Raw genomic sequence first — 24,210 nt, forward strand, 5'->3', positions numbered from 1 at the left:
TTCATCCAACTGACAACATAATGATTATGCGGTTTGATAGTGAGTATATAGCTATATGTTTGCAAGGAAAAAACTTTCCAAAAATGGTTTGATTTAAGATATATAAATATGATATACGGATATTTAAGAGTGTCTTCTGATGAACAAGATGTAAATTCCCAGAAACAAGGGGTTGAGTCATTTTGTATGAAAAACGGATGGGTTATAGATAAATTTATTACTGATGAGGGTGTTAGTGGTGGCAAAGACCCTGATAAGAGAAATTTAGGACCACTTCTTAAGCTGGTCCAAAAAGGCGATAAAATTGTTTGTTCTGAGATTTCTCGACTTGGACGTGATTTATATATGGTAATGGATATTCTTCATTTTTGTATGGAGAAAGAATGTGTTATATATACAGTAAAAGATAAGTTTGTTCTTGGCGATGATATAAGTAGTAAGGTCCTCGCCTTTGCTTTTGGTTTGTCTGCTGAGATAGAAAGACAGATGATTAGACAGAGGACTAAGGAGGGCTTGCGTCTTAGAATGAAGATGGGCGTATTGCTTGGTCGTCCTATCGGGCGATGTAATTCTGAGGAAGCGCAGAAGTTTGGAGCGTGGAAAGACAAGCTAAAGCAGATGGTTGAATGGCAGATGAGTCCACGTCAGATAGCTGCTGTTATTGGATGTGATAGGAATACCGTCTCACGGCTTATCCAACGGTGGGGATATTCTAAGGTGTGGAAATATAAGTCAGATTGGGCAAAATCTGAAAATAAAGAACGAGGACATAAAAGAGTTCCTACTTATAAGGATGGAGATTATGCTATTGTCGAATTAGATAGAGATAAGGTTGTTTCGCTTATTAAGGCGGATTTAACGATTCCGCAAATAACGGATGCGATGCCTAACTTTACGTACGAGCAAATTTATGATACTATTTTGTGTGATAGCGAGTACAACGCATTGTATAGAAAACACGGACAATTAAAGGTAAAAAAATGGAAACGTTAAGAGACTTATGGAATAAAACGTGCATGTCGGCTAATATCCCAGCAATAAGTATGGATACATGTGCGAGAATTCTTGCAGTTGTATACGTACATGGTAATAACGAATCTTTTGTTTATAACAAGTCTTTCCTTTCGGATTTACAATATGTAAAAGAAAGATTTAGACTGCAAGGGGGAGAAATTCCCGATGCTGATTTTTGCGAGTTAGTAAAAAAATATGTGGCTAAACTTGAGAGTTACATAGAAGATCATAAAAGTGATAATTGTAATAATTCTGCGATATTCAAATCACACATACCCAATTGGGCTGTAGAGCTTTTTTATGATAGGTATAAGATTAAATTAATAAATTAATCTTTCGAAGAAATATTCTAACTAAAAGTCGTAAAATTATGAAAGCTGCTAATAAACGGTGGACAGAAGAAGATGCTACCTTTGTTAAGAACAATCTTGGTAAACTGTCATTTGAACAGATGGGAAGAGCATTGAACAGAAGTGCTATGTCTGTTCGCCTCTTTGCATTACGCAATCGCCTTACTGTCGGATTGCAAGTCAAGCGCAATATCCTTATGGAGATGTTGAAGATAAAGTTTCGCCACCCAGAAGACTTCACACCAACAAGAACCTTTTACACGGAAACAGGAATAAATCAACGTCGATTTTGGGACTTGTACTATGGACGAAAAAACATCAGCAGCAAAGAGTATGCTGCGGTAGCTGAATACTTAGGCGTAACCTTACAAGAGGCACTTGAATCACGCCAGTTGGATTTGTTCGAGGAAAATGAAGAATAAGGAATATGATAGATAAGAATTTCATTGAAAAGGTAAAGTCAGCTCTAAACATTGTAAATGTAATAGAAACCTTTACTCGCCTGCACAAGACAGGTGCGAACTATAAGGGTGTATGCCCTTTTCATGATGACCACTCACCATCTATGGTCGTCAGTCCATCAAGACAGACTTATCACTGCTTCGTGTGCGGAGCAAGTGGAGATGTTATATCCTTTGTACAGCATCACCTAAACCTAAGCTTCATAGAGGCTCTGCGCTGGTGTGCTAATCAAGCAGGCATCGAGTTTCCTACCAAGGAACTCACACCTGAGGAAGAAGCTGCCTACAAGAGAAAGGAAGCGCAACGTATCGCAATAGATGCTGCTGCAAAGTTCTTTCAGAAGAACCTTGGACAAGCAGAGAGTTTCCTTGCATCACGTGGATATAGTCTTTCTGACAAAGCATTGACCGACTTTGGTGTCGGTTATGCTCCAATGGGTAACCTTGCTCTTGCAGAACTTTCAAGAGCCGGCTATTCGCAAGAATTACTGCAAGAAGTAGATGTACTTGGAAATAGTGAAGGTCGCTTATACGACAGATTCCGTGACCGCTTAATGTTTCCTTTCTACGACATGCAAGGTCATATCATAGGATTCTCTGGTCGAATCGTGACTCCAAACGATAAGACTGGTAAATATGTAAACACAGGCGAAACACCTCTATTTACGAAAGGTAAGCACATCTTCGGATTATACCAGGCTCGCAAGAGTATTGGTAAGACAGGCTTCGCTTATCTTGTCGAAGGTCAGTTTGACGTAATGTCTCTGCATAAGGTAGGTGTCGAGAATGTTATAGGTGGAAGTGGTACCGCATTCACTGAAGATCAAGTGAAATTACTACTTCGCTTCACAGATGATATCATAATGATTTACGATGCAGACCCTGCTGGTGTCAAGGCTTCGTTAAAGAACTGTGAACTGCTCTTGAAAGCTGGGGCAAAGGTACGCTGCATCCGTCTTGAAAAAGGTATGGACCCAGACGAATTCGCTAAAGCACACGGCAGCCTTACAAGCAAGAAGTTAAAGGAACTCACAGAACCTTTCCCAAAAGCGTTCAAGCGTATGATTCTTCCACGAGGCTGCAAGGATGAGACAGTTATCACAGACTGCTTAAATTCCATCTGTTCTCTCGTAGCGTGTGTACAAGACTCTGTTCTGCGTTTGGAGTACATCAAATCAATTGCAGAAGATTTCCGAAGTAAAATCGGACTCATCGATAATAAGGTGCGAAGCATTCGTACTCAACTAAAAGAATCTGTCGCTAATACAAATACACAGGCTGGTATCTTCGGTATCGATGCGCTAAAGGAGAATATTGAAAGCGACCGTCCTGCGATTATTACCTCTGTTATGCAGGATTTTCTCGATGGATATGGAGAAGAACCTATCGTGTATGTGTCTGGTCGCCCGTCAACGAATGATATTCAAGAATTACGACGTGTCTACTGTTATTTTGTTTCCTCAGAAACTGGTTGTGATATTACCGATGATGGCGACGAAAACAATTACTTGCATACTCTCGCAGAGATGTTTCGTGCAGGTATTAGGATAGACATGACCTTCAGTGATAGTACAGGTTCGTTCCTTGACTATTACATAGCGTTGCACGGTAAGTTCTTCGAAAACTTCAACGGAGACCGAGTTCCTCTTGTCTCACGTTGTATCGAACTAACATCCTACGCTGACGATACTGTTATAACCATAAACAGAAATCATTACTGCTCCTTACTCAAGCTAACTAAGGGGCAGTTTGACGAGATAAGAAAGCCATTCATTCTCAAGCGTAAGTCTGCTATGAAGGTTAGTATGCAAGCAGACAACCTCGACGATGAGGAATTCGATGTGAACGAACCACCAGAATATGTACAAGAGAACGAAGAGTACAGGAGGATGTGGAAAGAGAGTGGGTATTACCCACGCCTCAATAAGAAGAGCGAACCTGTGTGCTACATGTTTCGCAACAAGAATGGTAATGGTATGACACAAGTTGCGGACTTCTTCATGACACCATTACTCCATATCTTTTCAGATGATTTCGAACAGAATAAGCGTGTGCTGCGTATCAATCGTAGATATTACGAGACACCTATATATATAGAAATACCTTCTAAAGCTATGCTGAAGATGTCTTCAATCGAGGAGGTTTTAATCAACTACGAAGCTGTGAACTTCAATGGTGAAGAGTGGCAATGGAAGGCTATCAAAACATATATGAGTCGCCACTTCGTAATGTGTTCGGAGGTAAAGACCTACGGTAATCAGCAGAGCGAAGGTATGAGTCGAAAGACAGATGAACAGTTCTTTGCCTTTGCCAATGGTATCTTTCACAACGTCGACGGTCAGTGGGTGTTCGACCCTGTTAACGAACTGGGTGTGGTTACCCATAACAAGAATAACTACTACCTCCCTGCTTTCTCTACCATCTACGCAGGAAGCGGTAAGCAATCAGATAAGTACGAGCTCATCAGTCAGCTTGTATACAAGGAGGTCCCAGCTGAGAAGAAGGTCAGCTTCGAAAAGTGGGCTTCGTTAATGGACCAGGTATATAAGATTAACGACAATGGTAAATGGGCTTTAGTTTTTGCAATTATGTGCGCCTTCAGAAGCAACATCCACTGCATCGATAGACTTTTCACCGCTCCATTTTTCATGGGTCCGATGTCGTCTGGTAAGACACAGATAGCAATTTCAATCCGCTCGCTGTTCATTTCTCCTAATATACCTATCTTCAACCTTAACACAGGTACCGATGCTGCGATGTCTACCATCATGGGTACATTCAAGGACGTTCCTGTGGTTCTTGATGAGTATAACAACAAGGATATCAGCGACACCAAGTTCCAAGCTCTAAAAGGTATCGTATATGACGGTGACGGTAAGCAAAAGAGAAAAGGAACCTCTGGACGAGAGATTGAGAACGATAAGGTGTTTGCCCCTGTAATCATCTGCGGTCAAGAGACACCACAGCGTGATGACAACGCACTTATGAGTCGTGTGATTGTTTGCGAGGTGCCAAAGCCTCGAAACCGCACACCAGAAGAAGTGCGCCTCTTCGAGGAACTGAAGACTATTGAAGACCCAAACAAGATAGGTCTTTCAAATGTACTCCTTCAGATCCTGGAGCTTCGTCCTATGTTTATGGACCATTTTAGAAGCCTTAAGCAAGAAGCGTATAACGAACTAAAGCAAGACCTCATCAACTCTGGAGAAATGGACCGATTGATGAAGACAGCATCCCTCTTCTTGGGAACTGTCAAACTGATAGAGCGATATTCTAACCTTCGCCTACCGTTTACCTACGACGAGTTCTTCAAGATAGTTCAAGAGAAGGTACAATTCCAGTTATCACTTATTCGTAGTACTGATAAGCTGGCGATGTTCTTCACAGCTGTCAACAATATGATTGACACGAGACAAATCATAGAAGGACGTGAATTCCTTATCGAGCAACCCAAGAAGGTCACAGGTAAAGATTCACGTGGAGATTCAAAGACCTTCACCTTCGAAGCAGGTGCGAATATTATGTTCTTACGCTTGAGCGCAGTCTTCAGTATCTTCGATAGAAGCGGTTATAACAATGAAAATAGCACGCTGTCAACGATTGAACAAAACCTACGTAGTCATACTTCATACGTCGGTACTGTTTCTTCGAGAAGATTCATATGGGAGGAGACGGTCGACGACGCAGACCTTCGTGATGGAAGTATGGTTAAGCTACGTAAGCAGAAGAGCACATCTACAAGTGCTATCATTATAGATTACGACAAGTTTGTCGAGTCATACAATATAGACTTTAGAAGAGACTATGCTGACGACAGTAATAAAGAAAGCAAGCCTGTCGAAACTAAGGTAACTAACACAACTGAAGAACCACCGAAAAAAAACCTTCCGCAAGACTTGCCATTTGAGCCGTCAGACGGAAGTGATGAACCTTTTTAATGAAAGTATCAAATTCCTTTAGAGCCGTGCCAGTTCGGATGAATAGGCACGGCTCATTTCTTCTATCTATATCACATATCATATCAATACCGTATCATATACCATATCATATACCATATCATATACCATATCACATTCTTTATTACTGAAGGTGGCGAAAAATCCCCCGTACCCCCAATTTTCAGAAAAAACCTCGAAAACATGACTTTTGAAAATAAATTTTCAGAAAAACACCGTCCTACAATCCTACAATCCTACAAATTGTTTTTCTTTTCAAACCTATAATATACATATATACCTATAAATCAAATAGTTATATTATTATTATAGGAAATAGGATTTAATTGTTTATTTGTAGGATTGTAGGACGTTGTAGGAAATAGGATTTTTCGTGTTTTTCTCTGTTTTGGATTCGTCGTCCTACAAAATATGTGTTTTTGTAGGATTGTAGGATGAAAAAAGAGAGTGAAATAATAAAACTTTTGAGTGATAAAATTTTGTTATCTCACTGATAATCTGTAACTTTGCGTTAATTAAGTCTAATTTTGTAGGAATGTAGGACGGTAGGACGGCTAAAAACTAAAAAAGGATATGGAGAAAAAAAAATGGTCTGCGAAACGAGTTGTCACAATTCAAATTGAACAGTACCTTGCAGAATATATAAGTGCAAAATATTGTAAAGACACAGTTACTGGTGGTGTCAAGATTCCAAGCACCACAGATCTATACTTCTGCGTATGGGAGAATATGACCAAGCAACGCAGCAATCAACCTGATGTTGTAAATGGCAACCTCCGTATTCACCTACCTCAACGTAAGGCTGGTGTTATCGCCAGCCCTTGGAAAGATCCTGCTTATTACAATTACCTATCTCCAGCAGCAGCTAAGGAAATAGAAGCTCAGATACGAAGGATGTTCAATTTCGAACTCCATCGTATTCTGTTGGAGAATGAAGAGTTCGGTCGACAGAAGAGAAACCTCGATGTTATCTATGACTTCATTCGTAGCTATCAATTGAAGTCTATATCTTCAGATGCATTATTGAAGAATTACTACCGCTTCCGCAACCGACTTAGACCCAAGAAGGTTCGTAAGTATCAAAAAGTTGCATGTATTTAATATTTTTTAATACATACCAAACTATTGTTTTTGTCACTCAAATGTTTTATGATATGTTAGAGTTTTTAAACACCGTACAAGTGAGACTTGTAAATCCAAATAGAGAAGGAAAGAAGAAAGTGTATGATTTCGTTGCAGACACATTCTCATATATACCACAACTTACTGACAATGAAGCTGGTAATTATTGGAACTGCGATAAAACCATAGTTATAGACTTACCCGACGGGGAAACTCGCAGGACCTTCGCAATAGAGAGAAGTGCTATCGTTACAATCAAAACATCTGATAGGAAAACTCATAACATCGGCACATCGGATATTCCTGCACGAGTTCAGATATCTTCAAATTTGAACTCTGCAAACCTCGTAATCAAGTGTAAAATGCTCACAGACCCCCTTCTGTAGGTCTTTTGCCTACACCTTATTATATAGTAAATTCGCATCAAAAAGAATATTGATGAAAGAATTACAGTCTCTACTTGTCTCAGGGAAGCCTCTATTCATAACTATTGACGGATTTCGACAGGCTATGTTAACAGCCTTTCCGCTCAGTGGTAAAGCACCAGATAAACCTGAGGTAAACTCATCGTTCAGCATGACGAAAGATGAAATGCTTGCTTACCTTAACACCCATAGTTGGTATCAGCTCGAGTCACATCTTGCTCTCTTGGATATTCAGAAGATAACGAATCAAGAAAACACCGCTCCTATTACACTTACTGATGAGTTCAGTGATGAGCAACTGCCTGATAACAGTATTGCTTATCATCGTGTATTCGGTACCGTGATGTCTGATTCGTATTATTACTTCTCAAGTAAGCAGTTGCAATCAGACCTGCTTGCAGCTGAAGCTAATCCACAAATCTCTTGTCACTTCCTTCACATCAATTCACCAGGTGGTGAAGCGTGGTACCTCGACCGCTTGAGCGAAACACTACGCAGTTGCGAGAAACCTATCCTTACATTCTATGAACAGATGTGTTGCTCAGCTGGATATTACATCGGATGCCACGGTCAGCGTATATACGCACTGACCCAGAATGACTATGTAGGTTGTATCGGAACGATGTGCAGCTTCTACGATTTTGAAGAATACTTTGCGAAGCTCGGTATTAAGAAGGTGGAAGCAAAAGCAACTAAGTCTGACTTGAAGAACAAAGTCTTCGATGATCTTCGTCAAGGTAAGGATGAGCAATTTGTGAAAGACATCCTCGACCCAATGAATGCACAGTTCTTATCAGAGGTTCGTTCACAGCGTAGTAAACTTGCTGACCTTCCTGACGATACTCCTGTCTTGCGTGGTGAAACCTTCTACACTCCTCAGGCTGTGGAACTCGGTCTGACAGATGGTAGCAAGACGATGGTAGAAGCTATCGTTGAAACTGCTACGATGGGTCGTGAATATACTGAGGCAAAGAAACTTAAAACTGCCGTTTACAACATATAAATGTATCATTTTAATTTTTAGTTATTTATGAGTTTAAAAGAAAAACTTACAAGTGTCATCGAATTCCTTGGATTTAAGCAGAAATTCGAAGACAAAAGTCTGTCACAGGATGAGTTCAACTCAATCGTAGCAGAGTATCAGAAGAAGTACCAGAGTACGCTTGCTGATGACATTGCTTCTGAACAAGCTGCACAGAAGACAGCTCAACAGGCGGATGAGTTTCAGAAGATGCTGAACACCATTCAGTCTGTTCTGAATGGTGGTGAGCCTTCAGCATCAGCTGATGATAATGGTGGTCAGCAGCCTACACAGCAAGGCAACGCAACTCTTGAGGGTATCCTTGAGGGTATTAAGGGTATGCGTGCTGATATTCAGGCGATGGGTTCAAACCCTGCACCTGATGTTCCTGCGCAAACAGTGAATGCTGTTCCTCTAAGTGTTAATGGTTTCGCTAATACAGCTGATTATCTCTTCGGTGTTGAACATCCTTTCTTCTCAATGAAGAATCGTTGGAATCAGATTGCAGCTAACCCACGTGCAGCAGCAGCTCTGCCAGAGGTTGACGAGCAAGTAGATGGTGCTGCCTTCTATAAGGAGGTTCGCAATTATGCTAATTCACTCAAGCACCGCTATCAGTACCTTCAGCAGAACAAGATGCTTGATGCAGCTGCACTTGCAAAGGGTACTTACGCTACTAACTACGATGGCGTAGACAATGCTGGTCTTGGCGATCAGTTCGTTGTACTTCGTCAGGATGCACTCATCGCTCGTGTTCTACAGGTACGTGACCTTACTCAATTTTTCCCTGTCGCTTACGGCTACCAAGACCGTGGACTCGTATTCAACGCCTTCTTCGATGAGGTTTCACAGGCTTACCAGTCTGGTGAGGTCTTCAAGGGCGGTATGAAGATTGAGAACCACTATGGTTACGTTGACGACGCTATGATTAAGATGGAATGGGGTCCAATGAAAGAAATCGAGCGTAAGTACATCGGTTATCTCAACAAGGAAGGCTCTGACCCTATCAAGTGGTCTATGATTGAGTATCAGTTGCTCAATACCCTCCGTGCTGCACAGGTTGAGCAGAACAAACGCCGTATGCGTGGTATCTACGTGAAGCCTGATAAGGGTGTTGCAGGTAGCTACCTCAATGCTGCTACTGGTGTTCTCTACACCTTGCTGCGTTATGTTCATCAGTACGACATCAAGCCACACGATGATGGTACATACCGCACCTATACACAGGCAAGTTTCCTCGCTTCTGTTCAAGAGTTCATTGCTGACGTTCGTGCCTCTATCACAGAGGACATGGACCTCGACAACCACTTCATTTACTTGAATAAGAACCATCAGGCATGGTGGATTAAGAACGTTCGTTCTACCTATGGTAAGGACACAGACTTCGCTGGACCTATGGGTGCATTGAGCGTGGTACCAGACACTACGATGCGCATCATTTGGTTGCCTTATCTCGGTCAGACTCCATTCATGATGCTTCACGAACCAGGTAATATTCAGTTCCTTGAGTTTGTACCAGGTGAGATGCTCTCTGTGAAGATGCAGGAAAGCATGGAGCAGGTCCGTGCTTGGAGTACATGGAAAGAGGGAACTTCTGCTTCATTCACAGGTCGTCGCTTCTCAACTAAGGATGAGATGGATAAGAATAACTACGAGTGGCAGCAGATCTTCATCAACCTCTTTGCAGCAACTATCACCGATAAGGTTGACGGTAATAACGGCTTCTGGCAGATTACCGACAGCACAACAACACTGACAACTATCACCGACATCGAGAATGCGAAGGCTGGTGTAGCTTACTGCATCGAGTGTGGTGACAAAACTAAGTTACCAAAGATTACCAATAGTGGTAAGTTCGATAGCATCACGGCTGCCTTCACCGCTACAGCTGTAGGCGACTACATCATGGTTATCCTTGGTGCTGATAACAAGTTCCGTGAGTTGGAGCGTTGCGTCGGTGGCAAGCGCACCATCAACAAGGAGTTGCAGCCTAACGTACCAGGTGGACGATAGATGAATGACTAAGGAACTGGGAGGAAAGTCGATGGAATTAAAAGCTCGGGACGGCTTGACCTCTTCAGTTCCTTTCTTAAATCAATAATTATCATTAATAGAAATAGAAATGAAAAAGCCCAATATTCAGAAACGCTATCGTGCGTATAATCCTATGAAAGGATTTAACTACGCAAATCGTCAGTCACGCAATATGTTCATGGCTACGTTTGCGATTTTTGGCATCCTCATGCTCGTAGCTGCGCTGCTTGACCACTCTCTCGGTGCTGCTGCTGGTTCAGGTGTCACCTTCGCCTCAATGGCATTGCTCGGTCACGTCGACGATGTGTCTGATAGAGATACACACGGTAGTGCTATCTCTTACATTGTTTATCTTATTGCGCTCGACCAAATCGACCGCACAAAGGAGTTCCCACAACCTAACGCTAACCGTGAGGTTGCGCCTGTTCCTTTGAAACCGAATGAGATTCCTCATTACTTCGAGGCACACGATATTCCAACCTTCACTGGTACCACAGAGAAGGGCGACATCACTACCACAGGTGAAAATCAGCTTGTAATGGTAATGGGCGGAGCTCGTGCGAACCTCTATAACTTCATTGAGGAGTACAGCGGTGGTAAGTTTATCGCTCTTTACAAGCACATTAAGAAGAAGGAGTGGTACATCGTTGGTGAACTCGAGCGTCCTATCATCCTCTCTAACACAGAGACGAAGGACGATAAGGACGGTCGTTATACGACCCTTACCTTCAAGCGCAGCTCTGTCGACCTTCCACTGATTTACACTGGCAATCCAGCTGTTACTGCTGCTACTGCTATCAATGCGGATGCTACAGATGTAGCTATCACAGCAGGCAGTAACACATACACGATTCCAAACGGAACGTCAGCAGCTGCTGCTATTGCTACGGTTAGTGGTCTTAGCAAGAGCGATAAGGGAAGATACATCACACTCGTTGGTGCTGGTACCGATAAGGCAGCCACCATCGCTGACGGTTCTACCTTCGTACTGGAAGAGGGTGCAACCTGGACAGCAAAGACAGGTGCATCAATCACTTTCCGTGTTCTTGACACCACAACACTTGTCGAGGTCTCAAGAACTGAAGCCTAACTTATTCCCCTCCCTTCACGGGAGGGGACTTATTCACCATTTTATATTAAGAATATGTACAGCGCAAAAGAGAAATTAACGCACTTCCATAAGCTGGTCAGCCCCACGGTTGTGGAAGCCGACCTTGCCCTGCTGCACAAGAAGGCACCACACCTTACCGATTTCACACGCTTCGACCTCTCGCCAGAGAAGAATCACGAGGAGATACTCTTCATTCTTCTCGATCATTGCGAGCACGACGAAATCGTACGTAACAGACGTGAGTTTGCAGCCAAAGCAGCCGACGAGGATAATGATAACATCAACGCCAACAACTCTTCTGAAGATGGCGACGAGAATCCTGAAACACTCAACAGCAATGGAGATGAAAGCCCAGACACTGACGGTGGCGAAGGCAACGAGGACCCATCGGAAGGAGAGGGTGGCGATGATTCATCTGAAGAGGGTTCTGAAGATAACGATCCTACAGAGCAATCATCAGAGGAACCTACTGCCCCTTCAGAGGATAAGGACGACGATTCTTCTAAGCAGGAGAAAGCGAAAGCAGCTCCAAAAAAAAAGAAGAAGAGTACCCGAAAATAGACTGGGAAAACCTTACTGATGCGGACGTGCAGATGGCAACCGTCATCTATAACGACCGCATCAACACTTGGCGAAAGATGAAGCAGCTCGACAAATTGCTGGAGACAAAGCCAACCGCACAAGCCGTAGCAGAAATGGCAGAACTGCGCATCCGCAATCTTCAAGCATTTGCCGAGCTGCAATCATTAAACGACACTGGTAAGTTCCTCTGTAAACACCCGATACTCTTCGGACGCTCAGAGATAGCCCAGCTCATCAAGTTGCTCCGCACTGACCCAGCAGAGTTCCTCCGCCAGCACAAGAACGTTCTCGACAACATCAAGCGTTATAAGTCGTTCGTTAAGCGCAAGGATCGTAAAGAGAAAAGAGATGCTGATAAGCGGAATCTCCAAAAGTACCAAGAAAAGGAGCGACTGTTCAGAATGGTTCTTGAGCAGCAGCAGGAACAGAAATCCAAAGCATAGCTTTCTATCATCCAAAGCATAGCTTTTGATCGTCCAAAGCATAGCTTTCTATCATCAAAAGCATAGCTTTATATAAATCTATTTATTAACCCTTAAAATCAATGTATTATGTCAGTAAAATTTAAGATTTACCAAGACGTTCGCACAAAGAGTAAAACCAAAGGCAAGTTCTATGCACGTGCCGTTGTCAGTGATGTTGCCGACCTCGAGTCTATCTCTAAGGAGATTGAGGAAAACACCTCTGCCAAGCAGGCGGATGTCTACGCAGTTCTGCGTGAACTCGTCAACGTAATGGCTCGCCACATGCGTAATGGCGACCGAGTGGTACTCGACGGCTTCGGCTCGTTCAAGGTTGGCTTGAAAACCAAGCCTGCCGATTCGGTTGAGAAATTCAACGTAGCCAAGAACATTGTCGGTACGCGCATCAACTTCCAGCCTGAGACCCACTGGAAGGCAGGCGACATCGGGCGCACACGTGCTTTCCTCACGGGCATCGACTTCAAGCCTTACGAGGTGAAGAAGAGCGACAATGTTGGTAAGATAAACCACAAAACAGAAAGCAATCCAAGCGGTCCATCCGTTGACCCAGACTATCATCCATAAGGATAGTCATTGATTTTCTAATCTTTAGCCGTCCCCTGCCTCACGCTGTGAAGCAGGGGATTTCTTATGAAATACTTGCGTCACGCAAAAATTATTTGCGTTTCGCTTGCACGATTCAAAACGAATGCTTATCTTTGCAGTGCTATAAGAATGATAGTAGACTATCCCGGAGAGCATCGGTCATTGCTCAACGTTTTCGGCTGGGCATTTTTTTTTGCTCATAAAGATATTGGCGGTTGCCATTCCGTAGAATTTTCAAAGCCCTTCGGGTAGAGACATCATTCTTATAGCAGCGGGATGTGCAGCCGCTTCTCTGTGTCTCTGCCACGGCAGTTCCGTGGATGCTATAAGAATGATGCAATATGCAAACAACAACCCTCCGCACAGCGCAGCGGTCGTTCACGCTCAAGGATTGGGCAAACGAAAGGCGCAATAAGTTTTCACAGTGGTTTAATGGCGAGTCAGCTACTTTCTCACGTCTATGCGGTGAGCGTTTCACGCATAAGGAAGTCTGCTACGCTCATCTGTTCCTCGTAGTTCTCTTGGCTGCCTGCTTCGTAGCTGAATGGTTGGAAGGAGGTGCGCTATGACTATTGCCCTCACCCTTACGCCCTCTGTAGCTTATAGCGCAGTGCGCACAGCGTGGAACCTATTCAAGGCAGCACCCACCGACACGGCAGCCATCAACAATTACCTCGAAGCACTCGAACAATACAACGGCATACTCGAAACGATTGCCGTCTGAAGATATAATTTTTTTTTAAGCATTTCTCAAATTGTGAAGCAGTCTGCCGTGAGGCACGCTGCTTCTTTTTCCTGACGTCAGGAAAATGGTCTGTCTTTTGTTTGTTTTTCCTCTTTGATTATCTTTGCGTTATGGATTCAGATATTCAGAAACTTCTTGCAGACATCGCATTGCTCGTGAACGTCACAGAGGATATGCGTGCAATCCTTACCAAGCTCGTTGAACTGGCTAAGGAAGGCAGCACCGAAGCCGTGAAAGAACTGCGTGAGATTATTCAGCAGGCAAAGGAAGAGCAGTTGCGAAAAGACCTTTTTGGCGTATGACACAACTTGACCGTATCGAACAGATACACCCCGACTTAATATCGCAGTTCTTTGCCACTGGCAAGTGCGACGCTATTCCCCAAGAGCTACAGAAGTTCTTGGAGCAATTGCAGTGGGCAATGGAAATCTACGAACACGAACGCAACATAACTCGTGCGGCTCGTAAGCTGCAACAGCGCATCAATGCTAATCAAGGTATCAAGATAGAGCAGCGCACCTGTATGGCTCGACTTTACGAAGCCATCAACTACTTCCAAGTAGACAACAACGTACCTATCAAGATATGGGAGAATCAGTACGCTAACCAGTTTGAGAACCTTGCTAAACTCTGTGCGCTGTCTGGTGACTATAAGACACAAGGCAAGTGCTATGAACGTGCGCTGGAGTGTCGTCGTCGTGCTTCTGAAATCTCCGAAGCCGATAGAGACCTTGGTGTTACGTTTATTATCACACCAAGCATCACAGCCGAGGAACTTGGCTTCTCGAAGAAGAGTCTCAAGGATATTGCTGCCAAACACAACCAAGGTTTTTATGTTACGCTTATCGACTCGCTGCCTATCGAGCAGAAGGAGAAGAAACGACTGCTGCGTGATGCTGACATTCAAGATGCTGAAATAGTAGAGGAGATTCCAAATGACTGACGAATTAACAACACAAAACAACGAACAGCCAACAGTCGATTTTGAACACTACTATATGAATCGTGTTCAGCTGTTGGCAAACATCATCGACCCGAATATGCTCTATGCAGAGTGGGCTCGTGCAACGGGTAAGACGGAGGGCGTTATCGTTCCCCGACTTATCCGTGTGACGAACGATATGCCTGGTGAACTCTCGTTCCTTGTGCATAAGACTTACGTTGCACTGATGACAAACGTCTGGCCTAACATTCAGGCTTCATTCTCTCGTCCTGTCATTGTGAATGGCAAGCAGCGAGCAATGTTGGAGTATGGTATCGACTATGTGGTGGGCGAAGCGAAGCTACCTTCTCACTTCCGTCGACCACGCTACCCTATTGCCTACGCTAAGCACTCGGTCATCTTCCGCAATGGTGCGCACCTTCAGTTAGTATCTTCTGATCAGCCTGAGAGTGTCGCAGGTCGTAATGCCGTGCATGCATTCGTCGAAGAGATGAAGCACAACAGCGGTGAGAAACTCAAGTCACGACTCTTCCCTTCCCTCCGTGGCGGTTCAGCTGACATCCGTCGCTCTGCTTACTATGAAGGTGTGACAGGTGTGAGCGATACGGCACGTGTCGACCTTGGTGAGGACGATTGGTTTGAAGAATACGAAAACAAGATGGACCGCCAACTCATTGAGGAGATAGCCAGTGTCTCGCTCGCTATCAATCAGTCGCTTTATAAGCAGTTTATGCTTCAACAGGACCTTCGCAACACGAAGAACCCAGTCACAATGGAGAAAATCAGACTGGAGAATGAACGCCTTAACGCCTTTGTTGCCCGATGGAAACCACGCTTGGCGGATATGCGAAGGAACGCAATCTACTATATCCGTGCTTCATCATTCTGTAATAAGGATATCCTCGGTCCTAAGTTCTTCAAGACCCAGCTCGACACGCTCGATATGGATGAGTTCTTGACCGCTATCTGTGCTATTCGTCACAAAGAGGTGACTAACAAGTTCTTTACCACTTACGACCACGAGCGACACCAGTTCAAGGATAGTTACATCTATGACCAGATACTTAAGCTGAACCTCAAGGACCACTTCACCCTCACCGCTCGTTATCTTCGCCACTACGATAAGCGTGAACCGCTCTACATTGGTTATGATCCTGGTAACTTCCAATCGCTAATAGTCGGACAGAAAAAAGACTATGGCAGTCGTTTTGATATCATTAAGGAGTTTTGGGCATACATACCCGACGACCAGCAGAACCTTGCACAGCAGGTGTATTCTTTCTTTGGTACTGATGCCGTGAATAAGGTTATACATCTCTATCCTGACCGTGCAGGTAACAAGACACGTGAGGAATTAGAGCAGATAACTACTGACTCACTAACGATGAAGGCAGCCTTAGAGAGTTACGGTTTTTCAGTTATCCTCTACAATGAGGGTGCACCTGTTATTTACCACTGGCAACAGTTCCGCCTTTGTCAGTTGCTCTTTGGTGAGAAGATTCCTTCACTTCCGAAGGTGCGTGTTGATGAAAATGAATGTCCAAACCTTTGCAGTGCTATCCTTATCAGTCCATTGAAGAAAACAAATGGCAAAATAGAACTCGATAAAGCTTCAGAGAAGAAGGAGGAACTGAAAAGAAGACCAGGACTAACAACACAGCTTCCAAGTGCAATGATTTACCTTTTATACGGTCTTTATTCCGACCTAATCAAGAAGGAATTAAGCAGTTATCCTGATGATTTGCCCGAAAATCTTACTATTTAACGGCTAATAATGGGTTAAAACGAAAACAAAACGTACTTGAAAATAGGCAATAATGAGGGGTGTTTTACATCGGTGAAAATCTTACTTTGCTGTGTTTCAATGGTTTGCGTTCTGAAAATCAAAAAATAAAAAAAACAAACGACGGCGGTGTTACGCCCCCGCTGAAAGTCGGTAAATCGGTGCAAAATCCAAAAAGTCGGGAAATATGACAGGAAGGGGGCAAAATCGTCCTTTGTTCCCACAGCGATTTTCAGTAATTTCGCACGTAATGGAGAAGACGATTGAAATGACTGGCATCGAAGCGATGCAATGGGCAAGGGAGATGAGTAAGATACCACAAGGTGACTTCACTATCTGCTTCTTCCCCTACTCTCGCATACAGGGTATGGCAGGTGAGCAGATGATAGTTAAGGAACATTGCAAGTGGCGCACGCAACTACCGCAAGACTGCTTCAAAGTAGATGCCGAGAACTTCTTTCTTTTCGAGGACCAAGAGGGAAACCCCAAGATGTGCTATCGTATCCTCATCAGATATATGGGGTTCCCACAAGACGGATATAAACTACATAAGATAAATTGGTTATGACAGATAGTATTGAACTGCACGGCAACGCTGGACTCTACGTCATGGACGGCAATACCTTCTCCTTTCAGATTGGAGAAGGGAGAGAGCTATCGACAAGCCCAGGGCTACTCGTACCACAGGGTAGACAGACTTGCCTACATGAACACCAGTGGATGAGTGTGAATGGATACCAGGTGTGTATGCGTGGTATGAACAACGCACTGTGTGAAGAGGTAACGATGGAGATAAAGCAGAACCGCCTGCTGCCTCGCTTGTATAGCAAGGAGATTAAGATGCTCTATGGTAATGGACCATGCGCCTATATGCAGACAGTAGAAGGTGGTAAGCTGCGACGTGAGTACACCGCACTGCCTGCGTGGGATGAATGGCTGAACTCTTGGCAAGAGCGTGGTATGGAAACATCCGCACAGGAGTTCGCTAAGACTTGTATCAAGAACTACTACTGGTTCGGTGATTACTTCGTTAAGTGGAGATTTTCCCGTGGCAAGCGTATTGGTATGCCACCAGTTGCTGGACTTGAACCATTAGAGAATAAGCACTGCCGTCTTGCTACCACTCGTAAGGATGTAGCCTACGATCAGATTAATTATGGCGACTTCAACAATATAGCTGTAGGACGCTGGACATACGGCATGGGTAACTATAAGATATACCCTAAGTTCTTGTTGTCAGAGGTTGACAACTATCTATTCGCTGCCGTATCACACCACCGAGAGAAATCAGTCGATGAGTTCTATGGAGTGAACGAAACCCACCAGGGCGCACGTCCATATATTCAAGGTAGCAATAAGACCGCCTCCTACATTAACTCCTTCTTGCGTAATTCCCTTGCAGCGAAGATACACATCATCATTCCTTTTTCGTGGGTGTCAAGTAAACGCAATCAGCTAATGAAGCTATGCGAGGAGAATAAGATTCGCTCATCTAAGAAACAGGACTTGGTTAAATATAACGGTATCAGTATCGGTACTGAATACCGTGAATCGTTACTTGTAGAGTATATGCGATTGGAGCTGCGCAAGATAGGCGACTATCTGAGCGGTGCTGACAATCAAGGCAAAGCCTACTCTTCTATTTCATTTATGGATAACTCTGGACACGAGCAGCAATGGAGAATCGAGACTATCGACCTTAAGTATAAGGAATATATCGAATCTTTGATTTCGTACGATAAACGAGCAGAAGAAGCCTTACTATCAAGCGTTGGTTTGGATGCATCTATTACAGCGGTTAGCAAGGATGGTGTTATCAGTAAGTCGGGTTCTGACGCTTACTATAACTACCTTATCTATATAATGTCGCTCACACCAGAGGACGAGATATGTGCAGAACCGTTCAATCTCGCTCTTCGCTTGAACTTCCCTGAACTCTATAAGCAGGGTTATCGTATAGGCTTTTATCGTGAGGTTCCTCAGCGACAGGAAGACGTCGCACCGAAAGACAGACTAAATCAGCAGCAGTCATGAAGAATGTATTAGTAGATATTTTCAAGAACTTCTCCACCTTCAGTCTTTATGCGCCTGGAGTGGAAACTAATATGGACCTGAACGATTTGCGTTCGTCTGGTCTTACGGCTCGCAAGCGTATTGAAATCATCATCAGTCGTGCGGTGTTCGATGAGCTTTTAAAAGAGAAAGAAGACTCTCCTCTTATAGAAGCTCTGCGTGCTGCTATGGCGAACATGACCATGGCAACTCAAATCATCTTTGATAGTGTTAATCGAAGGAAGGGCGAAGTCAATGTGTATAAGTATGAGCTGGAGGCGATGAAGCGTTCTTATATGGAAAACTATTGCAACGCTATCGATACGCTTGTGCAACTATTGTCAGAACCAACCGAAGGTGAAATCGCTGAGTTGTGGAGCAAAACACCTTACTACCCTATTTTGGAACGTTGCGAAATAAAGACTATGGATCAGATGGATGCCATCTACCCTATCGATGCATCTTATCTTTACTTCTTCAGAACTGTTCCTTTGCAAAAGGAAACGCTCGATGAAGTTATGTCGATTTACTTCGAGAAACTTACAGATGACAATAGAGAGCGCATTCGTCCTATCTTGTTGCTTGCCCTGGTGAAGAAGACAATAGCAAAGTCGCTCCGTAGGTTTGATATCCTCGAGTTCCCTTCGACGATTCGAAACCTCTTCGATGATAGTCACGCTGCACGCTCTGGTAAGGATGAATCCAGTGCTATTTTCGCACTTGCCGACCGCCTCGATCGTGAGGCGGAAGAACTCCTCTCGAATGCTGATACGCTGCTCTCCTCTGAGTCTGTTTCTGACTTCTGCTCAAACTCAGCGTACAATCACCCTGATGATAATATTATAATGTTGCCATAATGAAAGATATTGAACTAATATATAAAGGTGAGACCCATAGCATTCCTAACCGTTGGGATGCTATGACCGATCGCCAGTATATCCGCCTTGTGGGCGACTTCCTTCGCATGGCAGCAGGCGAACTGTCCGCTGGAGAGGTTCGGATTAACTGGTTATGCGACATCATGGGTTGGGATAAGCGCAAGTTCCATTCGGAGGAACAGATTGCTAACCTCGTAGCAATCTCTGAACAGCTCACGTTTATGTTTCAAATTAACTATCCTGATAACAATAGCGTTCTGGACGGTGTCGACGAGGATACTTACGAGTTATGCCGTCGTGTAGATCCTTATCGCTTGAATATTCCACTTGCACGTGTGTTACGCAGGCTTGATTACCAATACGTAATCGACCTCTGTTTCTGTGCGCAACTCATCCCTTCAGTTCAGATTGACGGACGTTCTTTTTCTGGATATCGGATTGAGACAAGCTTCGGTACACTCACCTGCTCACTTACAGCACTTCAGTACGTCGAAGCACAGGGGCTTATCGAACGAGGCGAGGAGTCGTTGCCTTTGCTCGCTGCCATTCTCTATTATCCAGAGAAAGAGTACAATTCTGAGCGTGCACACGAATTAGCTAACGATTTCTCTAAACTTCCACTCGAAACGCTTACGGCTATATCGTTTAATTTTCAAGCATTTAACAACTATCTATTTAGTAAAACTTCATTCTCTCTGCTGTCTAAGTTTGCTCATAAACCCAAGCAGCCTATCACCACCGATGCCTCTGATGCACTCTATGACCTCTCCAAGGAGGGGCTTGGAAATGCAAAACAGATAGAGCAGATGAACGTACTTACTTATCTAAAGGTGCTGCGCAAGAAGACTATCGATGCGGTTAAGGATATGAAGGGTTTTGGATGGGATAAATTAAAAATCAGTGAAGAGGTAGGGCTGCCTATCTCTGTAATCGATAAGATATTATGATTAAAGATCAGTTTCTCTATTTCGCACAATACCCGTCAAAAGAGGGTGTTCGTGCTATACTTACCAATGGTGCAAGCGACTTCCCTGGTTATAATGACCTTGCGGAGTCTCTCGATAAACTTCCCAATGTGTCGCGACTCCCTGAGATAGCCAACTATGTCTATGGTCAGTCATTCGATGAATTGAAGCAGCGTATCGATAAGTTAGTGGGCTCGTTCCTATTCGTGGATTATGGCGAACTGAATATGTCAGCGGATGGACGCAACTCTTACCAAGTAACCCAGCGTATCGCTATCACTGTAGCAAGCAAGATGACGAACCGTGCTGACGCTGCTGAATATATGCTTGCCTCCGATTCTGCACTTCGCCTACTCTCTAAGATTCACGCTTGGATGATTGCCGATGCTGAAGAAGGCAAACTCGATTGGATATCTCGAGGCGAACTCGACAAGGCGGAGATGATTCCTTTTGTCGCCACAGAACTCTCCTCGGTTGGTTGGACCTTAATGCTCAATTGTGTTGCGCCTGACACGCTTGGAACGCACCTTTTAAGTCGGTCCTTTGCGAAACAGCCTTAAATCCTTACCTTTGTATCGTTAATAAGTTGGTAGAATTATAGTTTGATAGTTAATAGTTTTTTCAGATTAAAGATTGTTTAGGATGACGGGCTAACGCAGTGATGCGTTAGCCCTTATTGTATCGTTTTTTATCATTAGATAATTACTTCTAAATCGCTGATTATAAGGGCGATAGTACTTGCGTGTTCCTTATTATAGTGTTACCTTAGCAGTACAATTAGAAACAAAGAACATTCAAAAAACAAAGATTATGAACGAGCAAATTCAGAACATTCTTAACGAGAACGGAACAAAGACTTCTAAGATACAGAAGCTCCTTAGCCTTGGACTTACACGCAGACAGGTTGCAGACCTTGTCGCAAACGGAAACTACGGCTTTGTGCAAAACGTCTACAAGCGAATGATGCAGGGAATCACACAGAGCGCAGCGCAAGCAGCGACAACAGTTCTTCCACAACTCGACTACACTTTTAACCGCAACTTCGGTATCGAGATTGAAGCTTACAACTGCACACGTGAACGCCTCGCAAGAGAACTTACAGCAGCAGGCATCAGAGTTAACGTTGAGCGTTACAACCACAACGACCACAACGACCATTGGAAGTTGGTTACCGACAGCAGCCTTTCAGGCAACAACACCTTCGAGCTTGTTAGCCCAATCCTCCACGGTGAGCAGGGGCTTGAGGAACTTGAAAAGGTCTGCTGGGTGCTCGACCTCTGCAACGCAAAGGTTAACGACTCTTGCGGTCTTCACGTTCACATGGACGCTGCGGAATTCGACCTTCAGACTTGGAAGAACCTTATAATAACTTACAAACGCCTTGAGAATGTAATCGACCACTTTATGCCTCGCAGCCGTCGCAACAACCGCTACTGTAGGACCATTGCCACCATTTCAGAGATAGCAATCAACCGAGCTTCTAACATTAGCGACCTTAGAGCTGCTTTTGCTCACAACCGCTACCACAAGATTAACCTCGAAGCTTACGCACGCCACCGCACGGTAGAGTTCCGCCAGCACGGAGGTTCAACGAACTTCACAAAGATGTCTGCTTGGATTCATTTTCTCGCAAAAATGATTACCTTTGCAAAGCAAGGCAAGGTGAAAAACAACACCACCCTACAGGATGTACCTTTCCTTACCGAAAGCGAAAAGTTATACTTCAGATTGAGAACTAAAAAATTAGCAGCATGTTAACAACCTACAGGCTGAAGGATGGCGACAAAATTGTCGCCACCTCTCCAGCCGACTTCCTTCACCAGCTTCGCACAGGCAGTCGCTTCGATAACGAAGGTACAGACGAAGACTATATGGTGCGCTTCGCTCACCGCTTGCAAGAACTCGAGGGCTACCTTGTTTCGACTAACAGTCCCGATGCCTTTCTTACCGACCTAATTAACAACGGCTTCGTGACCGTTGAAAAATAAAACACGATGCTCGTTTCTTTGTAGCCGTAGCAGTTTCCGAACTGTTACGGCTTTTTTATGTCGAATATTGAGAAAAAATAAACTTTCTATCAATAGTTATCAATTTCGTTAAGTCACGAAAATGTTTTAAATGTTAAATTTTCGTTCTTACTACGATTTTTTATAGTAAATATTTGCATACTACAAAAATTTGTAGTACCTTTGTATTGTCATAAGAAAACAATGAGAATATGAAACAGAAAAAAGAAATGATGGAGGTTACACCTGAAGAAAGGGAACTCCTTGAGAGAATGAGAAATTATAACAACTCTTATCCGAATGGTTATCCACAACTCCTATGGGATTTACAGGAGTTCTTCGACAAAATGGTCCGACAGCCATACGAATAAAACAAAAGACCTCTCCCTTACGAGGGAGAGGCACAATAAAGTAAAACTATAAACACAGCAACAATGGAAACAGTTATGACAACCCCAGTAGTAGTTACTGATATGAAAAGAAAAGTACAAGACATCTTAATGTCAGTTTCATGGCGTGATTTTGCCAACACCTACTTTCAGAAATCTTCCTCTTGGTTTTACCACAAAATGGATGGCATTGACGGCAACGGAGGTGCAGGTGGTTTTAACCAGCAGGAGACCGAGCAGATGCGAGGCGCACTTATCGACCTATCCAACCGCATCCGTCGTGCAGCAGAAAATATTTAGGCGAGGTTCTCATTGACCTTAAGACAAAAGTCACTCATCGCCTATGGGTGCATATTAGCCTCTCGCAATGCGAGGGGCTTTATGCGTTGAATATAACTTAAAAACTTAATTATAATGAAAACCTTTCTTATTGCTTTCGGAACATGGTTCCTCACAAACCTTATTGGTGCATTCGTGTTGAAATTTTTAGGCATTCAAATTTCTGAAGGACTCGTGCTGGTATTGAACGTTATAACGATTTCCTTCGCTATTTTCGTTGCACTCTCTATCAGAAGGAGACAACTAAAGAAACGCAAAGAGGAGGAGGAACTTAACTCCGTGGCAGCAGAAGAAGATGTTTCTTCAGAACCAACACCTCCGACTCAAGATATTCTAATGTTTGAAGTAGCAGGTCTATCATATCGTTCTAAGGAAGCACAGGAAAGAGCTGAAATTCTAATGTCGAATGAAAGTGTATACCTTGAAAAAGAACCTACTAATCCGTATGATTCTAACGCTATTAAAGTGTACTCCTCTGATCATGTTCATTTGGGATATGTTCCAAAATACCTATGTTCGGAATTATTAGAAAAAATGGACGACGACACCGTTATTGCTTATGTTGATTATGTCAAGAGTGGAAAATACTGCCCCTTTGTTCACTTGTATATGTATTGTTAATCTATTCTTCAGCATTGGCTTATTCCTTTTTTTTTGCGTGGCGCAAAAAATATTTGCGTTTTTATTTGGCGGTTACAAAAATACTACTTACCTTTGTAACCGTCAAAACAATGCGAGGAGACTCGCTAATAAGGGTGAGAAGAAATTTCAAGCCCCGAACTTATTAAATTTCGATGGGCTTATTTTTATGCCCATACTTGCAGACTACTGCAACGAAAATATGGCGGATGCCTTCCAGTGAATTTACCCTTGTGGCGAAATCGCATTGTTTTGACGAACAGGAAGAGCATCCGCTTTTTCTGTATCCGTACCTGACGGATTCAGGTAACAGTCAAAACAATGCGTA

Annotated in this window: 27 protein-coding genes; all 27 read left to right on the forward strand. The window is 43.6% G+C overall.

What is annotated here, in order from left to right; translation table 11 throughout:
• Positions 1 to 108 precede the first annotated feature (108 nt).
• The 27 genes from HMPREF1505_RS00080 to HMPREF1505_RS00205 all read left to right on the forward strand — a co-directional run bounded on the left by HMPREF1505_RS00080 (position 109) and on the right by HMPREF1505_RS00205 (position 23,864).
• A complete protein-coding gene (locus HMPREF1505_RS00080; protein WP_081722894.1) occupies positions 109 to 993 on the forward strand; it encodes a recombinase family protein in 885 nt (294 codons plus the stop codon).
• Complete coding sequence (locus tag HMPREF1505_RS00085; protein ID WP_036920745.1) at positions 981 to 1,346, forward strand: hypothetical protein; 366 nt, start codon at positions 981 to 983, stop codon at positions 1,344 to 1,346. Before HMPREF1505_RS00080 ends, HMPREF1505_RS00085 begins: the two co-directional genes overlap by 13 nt.
• Before the next feature lie 38 nt (positions 1,347 to 1,384).
• Complete coding sequence (locus tag HMPREF1505_RS00090; RefSeq protein ID WP_036920746.1) at positions 1,385 to 1,786, forward strand: hypothetical protein; 402 nt, start codon at positions 1,385 to 1,387, stop codon at positions 1,784 to 1,786.
• A gap of 5 nt (positions 1,787 to 1,791) precedes the next feature.
• Positions 1,792 to 5,763 carry a DNA primase gene (gene dnaG, locus HMPREF1505_RS00095; protein ID WP_036920747.1) on the forward strand — a complete coding sequence of 1,324 codons (3,972 nt, stop codon included), beginning with the start codon at positions 1,792 to 1,794 and terminating at the stop codon, positions 5,761 to 5,763.
• A 591-nt stretch (positions 5,764 to 6,354) separates the two neighbouring features.
• Positions 6,355 to 6,882 carry a hypothetical protein gene (locus HMPREF1505_RS00100; protein WP_036920749.1) on the forward strand — a complete coding sequence of 176 codons (528 nt, stop codon included), beginning with the start codon at positions 6,355 to 6,357 and terminating at the stop codon, positions 6,880 to 6,882.
• A 53-nt stretch (positions 6,883 to 6,935) separates the two neighbouring features.
• Positions 6,936 to 7,289 (forward strand): hypothetical protein, encoded by a 354-nt coding sequence (locus HMPREF1505_RS00105; protein ID WP_036921025.1) that lies wholly within the window; start codon positions 6,936 to 6,938, stop codon positions 7,287 to 7,289.
• A 52-nt stretch (positions 7,290 to 7,341) separates the two neighbouring features.
• On the forward strand, positions 7,342 to 8,331 hold the full coding sequence (locus HMPREF1505_RS00110) for a S49 family peptidase (RefSeq protein WP_036855706.1): 990 nt from the start codon (positions 7,342 to 7,344) through the stop codon (positions 8,329 to 8,331).
• 27 nt (positions 8,332 to 8,358) lie between these two features.
• Positions 8,359 to 10,362 (forward strand): hypothetical protein, encoded by a 2,004-nt coding sequence (locus HMPREF1505_RS00115; RefSeq protein ID WP_036920751.1) that lies wholly within the window; start codon positions 8,359 to 8,361, stop codon positions 10,360 to 10,362.
• A gap of 109 nt (positions 10,363 to 10,471) precedes the next feature.
• Positions 10,472 to 11,473, forward strand: coding sequence for a hypothetical protein (locus HMPREF1505_RS00120; protein WP_036920753.1), 1,002 nt, complete (start codon positions 10,472 to 10,474; stop codon positions 11,471 to 11,473).
• A 54-nt stretch (positions 11,474 to 11,527) separates the two neighbouring features.
• Positions 11,528 to 12,055 carry a hypothetical protein gene (locus HMPREF1505_RS00125; RefSeq protein ID WP_036920756.1) on the forward strand — a complete coding sequence of 176 codons (528 nt, stop codon included), beginning with the start codon at positions 11,528 to 11,530 and terminating at the stop codon, positions 12,053 to 12,055.
• 32 nt (positions 12,056 to 12,087) lie between these two features.
• Positions 12,088 to 12,519, forward strand: a complete 432-nt coding sequence (locus tag HMPREF1505_RS00130; RefSeq protein WP_197017479.1) for a hypothetical protein — start codon at positions 12,088 to 12,090, stop codon at positions 12,517 to 12,519.
• Positions 12,520 to 12,627: 108 nt separating this feature from the next.
• Complete coding sequence (locus HMPREF1505_RS00135; protein ID WP_036920759.1) at positions 12,628 to 13,122, forward strand: HU family DNA-binding protein; 495 nt, start codon at positions 12,628 to 12,630, stop codon at positions 13,120 to 13,122.
• Between the two features lie 362 nt (positions 13,123 to 13,484).
• Complete coding sequence (locus HMPREF1505_RS00140; protein WP_036920762.1) at positions 13,485 to 13,712, forward strand: hypothetical protein; 228 nt, start codon at positions 13,485 to 13,487, stop codon at positions 13,710 to 13,712.
• Complete coding sequence (locus tag HMPREF1505_RS13050) at positions 13,688 to 13,867, forward strand: hypothetical protein (protein WP_155948895.1); 180 nt, start codon at positions 13,688 to 13,690, stop codon at positions 13,865 to 13,867. The genes HMPREF1505_RS00140 and HMPREF1505_RS13050 overlap by 25 nt, the downstream gene beginning before the upstream one ends.
• A 131-nt stretch (positions 13,868 to 13,998) precedes the next feature.
• Positions 13,999 to 14,190, forward strand: a complete 192-nt coding sequence (locus HMPREF1505_RS00145; RefSeq protein WP_155948896.1) for a hypothetical protein — start codon at positions 13,999 to 14,001, stop codon at positions 14,188 to 14,190.
• On the forward strand, positions 14,187 to 14,831 hold the full coding sequence (locus tag HMPREF1505_RS00150; protein WP_036920771.1) for a hypothetical protein: 645 nt from the start codon (positions 14,187 to 14,189) through the stop codon (positions 14,829 to 14,831). The genes HMPREF1505_RS00145 and HMPREF1505_RS00150 overlap by 4 nt, the downstream gene beginning before the upstream one ends.
• Entirely contained in the window at positions 14,824 to 16,596 is a 1,773-nt protein-coding gene (locus tag HMPREF1505_RS00155; protein ID WP_036920774.1) for a hypothetical protein, read from the forward strand. The genes HMPREF1505_RS00150 and HMPREF1505_RS00155 overlap by 8 nt, the downstream gene beginning before the upstream one ends.
• A gap of 268 nt (positions 16,597 to 16,864) precedes the next feature.
• On the forward strand, positions 16,865 to 17,182 hold the full coding sequence (locus tag HMPREF1505_RS00160) for a hypothetical protein (protein WP_036921031.1): 318 nt from the start codon (positions 16,865 to 16,867) through the stop codon (positions 17,180 to 17,182).
• Complete coding sequence (locus HMPREF1505_RS00165; RefSeq protein WP_036920777.1) at positions 17,179 to 18,648, forward strand: hypothetical protein; 1,470 nt, start codon at positions 17,179 to 17,181, stop codon at positions 18,646 to 18,648. Before HMPREF1505_RS00160 ends, HMPREF1505_RS00165 begins: the two co-directional genes overlap by 4 nt.
• On the forward strand, positions 18,645 to 19,523 hold the full coding sequence (locus HMPREF1505_RS00170) for a hypothetical protein (RefSeq protein ID WP_036920780.1): 879 nt from the start codon (positions 18,645 to 18,647) through the stop codon (positions 19,521 to 19,523). Before HMPREF1505_RS00165 ends, HMPREF1505_RS00170 begins: the two co-directional genes overlap by 4 nt.
• A complete protein-coding gene (locus HMPREF1505_RS00175; protein WP_036920784.1) occupies positions 19,523 to 20,491 on the forward strand; it encodes a hypothetical protein in 969 nt (322 codons plus the stop codon). The genes HMPREF1505_RS00170 and HMPREF1505_RS00175 overlap by 1 nt, the downstream gene beginning before the upstream one ends.
• On the forward strand, positions 20,488 to 21,069 hold the full coding sequence (locus HMPREF1505_RS00180; protein WP_036920788.1) for a hypothetical protein: 582 nt from the start codon (positions 20,488 to 20,490) through the stop codon (positions 21,067 to 21,069). Before HMPREF1505_RS00175 ends, HMPREF1505_RS00180 begins: the two co-directional genes overlap by 4 nt.
• A 250-nt stretch (positions 21,070 to 21,319) precedes the next feature.
• The gene (locus HMPREF1505_RS00185) at positions 21,320 to 22,267 is read left to right on the forward strand and encodes an amidoligase family protein (RefSeq protein ID WP_036920790.1); all 948 of its coding nucleotides are present in this window, start codon (positions 21,320 to 21,322) and stop codon (positions 22,265 to 22,267) included.
• Complete coding sequence (locus HMPREF1505_RS00190) at positions 22,261 to 22,497, forward strand: hypothetical protein (protein WP_036920793.1); 237 nt, start codon at positions 22,261 to 22,263, stop codon at positions 22,495 to 22,497. The genes HMPREF1505_RS00185 and HMPREF1505_RS00190 overlap by 7 nt, the downstream gene beginning before the upstream one ends.
• 230 nt (positions 22,498 to 22,727) lie before the next feature.
• Entirely contained in the window at positions 22,728 to 22,886 is a 159-nt protein-coding gene (locus HMPREF1505_RS13230; protein ID WP_036920796.1) for a hypothetical protein, read from the forward strand.
• A gap of 63 nt (positions 22,887 to 22,949) precedes the next feature.
• Positions 22,950 to 23,204, forward strand: a complete 255-nt coding sequence (locus tag HMPREF1505_RS00200) for a DUF5053 domain-containing protein (RefSeq protein ID WP_036855650.1) — start codon at positions 22,950 to 22,952, stop codon at positions 23,202 to 23,204.
• A 114-nt stretch (positions 23,205 to 23,318) separates the two neighbouring features.
• The gene (locus HMPREF1505_RS00205) at positions 23,319 to 23,864 is read left to right on the forward strand and encodes an HIRAN domain-containing protein (RefSeq protein ID WP_036920799.1); all 546 of its coding nucleotides are present in this window, start codon (positions 23,319 to 23,321) and stop codon (positions 23,862 to 23,864) included.
• The last annotated feature ends 346 nt before the right edge of the window (positions 23,865 to 24,210 follow it).

The sequence above is a fragment of the Prevotella sp. ICM33 genome, assembly GCF_000517825.1.
Classification (GTDB): Bacteria; Bacteroidota; Bacteroidia; order Bacteroidales; family Bacteroidaceae; genus Prevotella; species Prevotella melaninogenica.

Coding starts and splice junctions, on each gene's coding strand:
- HMPREF1505_RS00090 (WP_036920746.1), top strand. CDS start 1,385: ATGAAAGCTGCTAATAAACGGTGGACAGAAGAAGATGCTACCTTTGTT.
- HMPREF1505_RS00105 (WP_036921025.1), top strand. CDS start 6,936: ATGTTAGAGTTTTTAAACACCGTACAAGTGAGACTTGTAAATCCAAAT.
- HMPREF1505_RS00170 (WP_036920780.1), top strand. CDS start 18,645: ATGAAGAATGTATTAGTAGATATTTTCAAGAACTTCTCCACCTTCAGT.
- HMPREF1505_RS00185 (WP_036920790.1), top strand. CDS start 21,320: ATGAACGAGCAAATTCAGAACATTCTTAACGAGAACGGAACAAAGACT.
- HMPREF1505_RS00085 (WP_036920745.1), top strand. CDS start 981: ATGGAAACGTTAAGAGACTTATGGAATAAAACGTGCATGTCGGCTAAT.
- HMPREF1505_RS00130 (WP_197017479.1), top strand. CDS start 12,088: ATGGCAACCGTCATCTATAACGACCGCATCAACACTTGGCGAAAGATG.
- HMPREF1505_RS00100 (WP_036920749.1), top strand. CDS start 6,355: ATGGAGAAAAAAAAATGGTCTGCGAAACGAGTTGTCACAATTCAAATT.
- HMPREF1505_RS00145 (WP_155948896.1), top strand. CDS start 13,999: ATGGATTCAGATATTCAGAAACTTCTTGCAGACATCGCATTGCTCGTG.
- HMPREF1505_RS00165 (WP_036920777.1), top strand. CDS start 17,179: ATGACAGATAGTATTGAACTGCACGGCAACGCTGGACTCTACGTCATG.
- HMPREF1505_RS00205 (WP_036920799.1), top strand. CDS start 23,319: ATGAAAACCTTTCTTATTGCTTTCGGAACATGGTTCCTCACAAACCTT.
- HMPREF1505_RS13230 (WP_036920796.1), top strand. CDS start 22,728: ATGAAACAGAAAAAAGAAATGATGGAGGTTACACCTGAAGAAAGGGAA.
- HMPREF1505_RS00160 (WP_036921031.1), top strand. CDS start 16,865: ATGGAGAAGACGATTGAAATGACTGGCATCGAAGCGATGCAATGGGCA.
- HMPREF1505_RS00135 (WP_036920759.1), top strand. CDS start 12,628: ATGTCAGTAAAATTTAAGATTTACCAAGACGTTCGCACAAAGAGTAAA.
- HMPREF1505_RS00180 (WP_036920788.1), top strand. CDS start 20,488: ATGATTAAAGATCAGTTTCTCTATTTCGCACAATACCCGTCAAAAGAG.
- HMPREF1505_RS00110 (WP_036855706.1), top strand. CDS start 7,342: ATGAAAGAATTACAGTCTCTACTTGTCTCAGGGAAGCCTCTATTCATA.
- HMPREF1505_RS00200 (WP_036855650.1), top strand. CDS start 22,950: ATGGAAACAGTTATGACAACCCCAGTAGTAGTTACTGATATGAAAAGA.
- HMPREF1505_RS00175 (WP_036920784.1), top strand. CDS start 19,523: ATGAAAGATATTGAACTAATATATAAAGGTGAGACCCATAGCATTCCT.
- HMPREF1505_RS00140 (WP_036920762.1), top strand. CDS start 13,485: ATGCAAACAACAACCCTCCGCACAGCGCAGCGGTCGTTCACGCTCAAG.
- HMPREF1505_RS00155 (WP_036920774.1), top strand. CDS start 14,824: ATGACTGACGAATTAACAACACAAAACAACGAACAGCCAACAGTCGAT.
- dnaG (WP_036920747.1), top strand. CDS start 1,792: ATGATAGATAAGAATTTCATTGAAAAGGTAAAGTCAGCTCTAAACATT.
- HMPREF1505_RS00125 (WP_036920756.1), top strand. CDS start 11,528: ATGTACAGCGCAAAAGAGAAATTAACGCACTTCCATAAGCTGGTCAGC.
- HMPREF1505_RS13050 (WP_155948895.1), top strand. CDS start 13,688: ATGGTTGGAAGGAGGTGCGCTATGACTATTGCCCTCACCCTTACGCCC.
- HMPREF1505_RS00115 (WP_036920751.1), top strand. CDS start 8,359: ATGAGTTTAAAAGAAAAACTTACAAGTGTCATCGAATTCCTTGGATTT.
- HMPREF1505_RS00120 (WP_036920753.1), top strand. CDS start 10,472: ATGAAAAAGCCCAATATTCAGAAACGCTATCGTGCGTATAATCCTATG.
- HMPREF1505_RS00190 (WP_036920793.1), top strand. CDS start 22,261: ATGTTAACAACCTACAGGCTGAAGGATGGCGACAAAATTGTCGCCACC.
- HMPREF1505_RS00080 (WP_081722894.1), top strand. CDS start 109: ATGATATACGGATATTTAAGAGTGTCTTCTGATGAACAAGATGTAAAT.
- HMPREF1505_RS00150 (WP_036920771.1), top strand. CDS start 14,187: ATGACACAACTTGACCGTATCGAACAGATACACCCCGACTTAATATCG.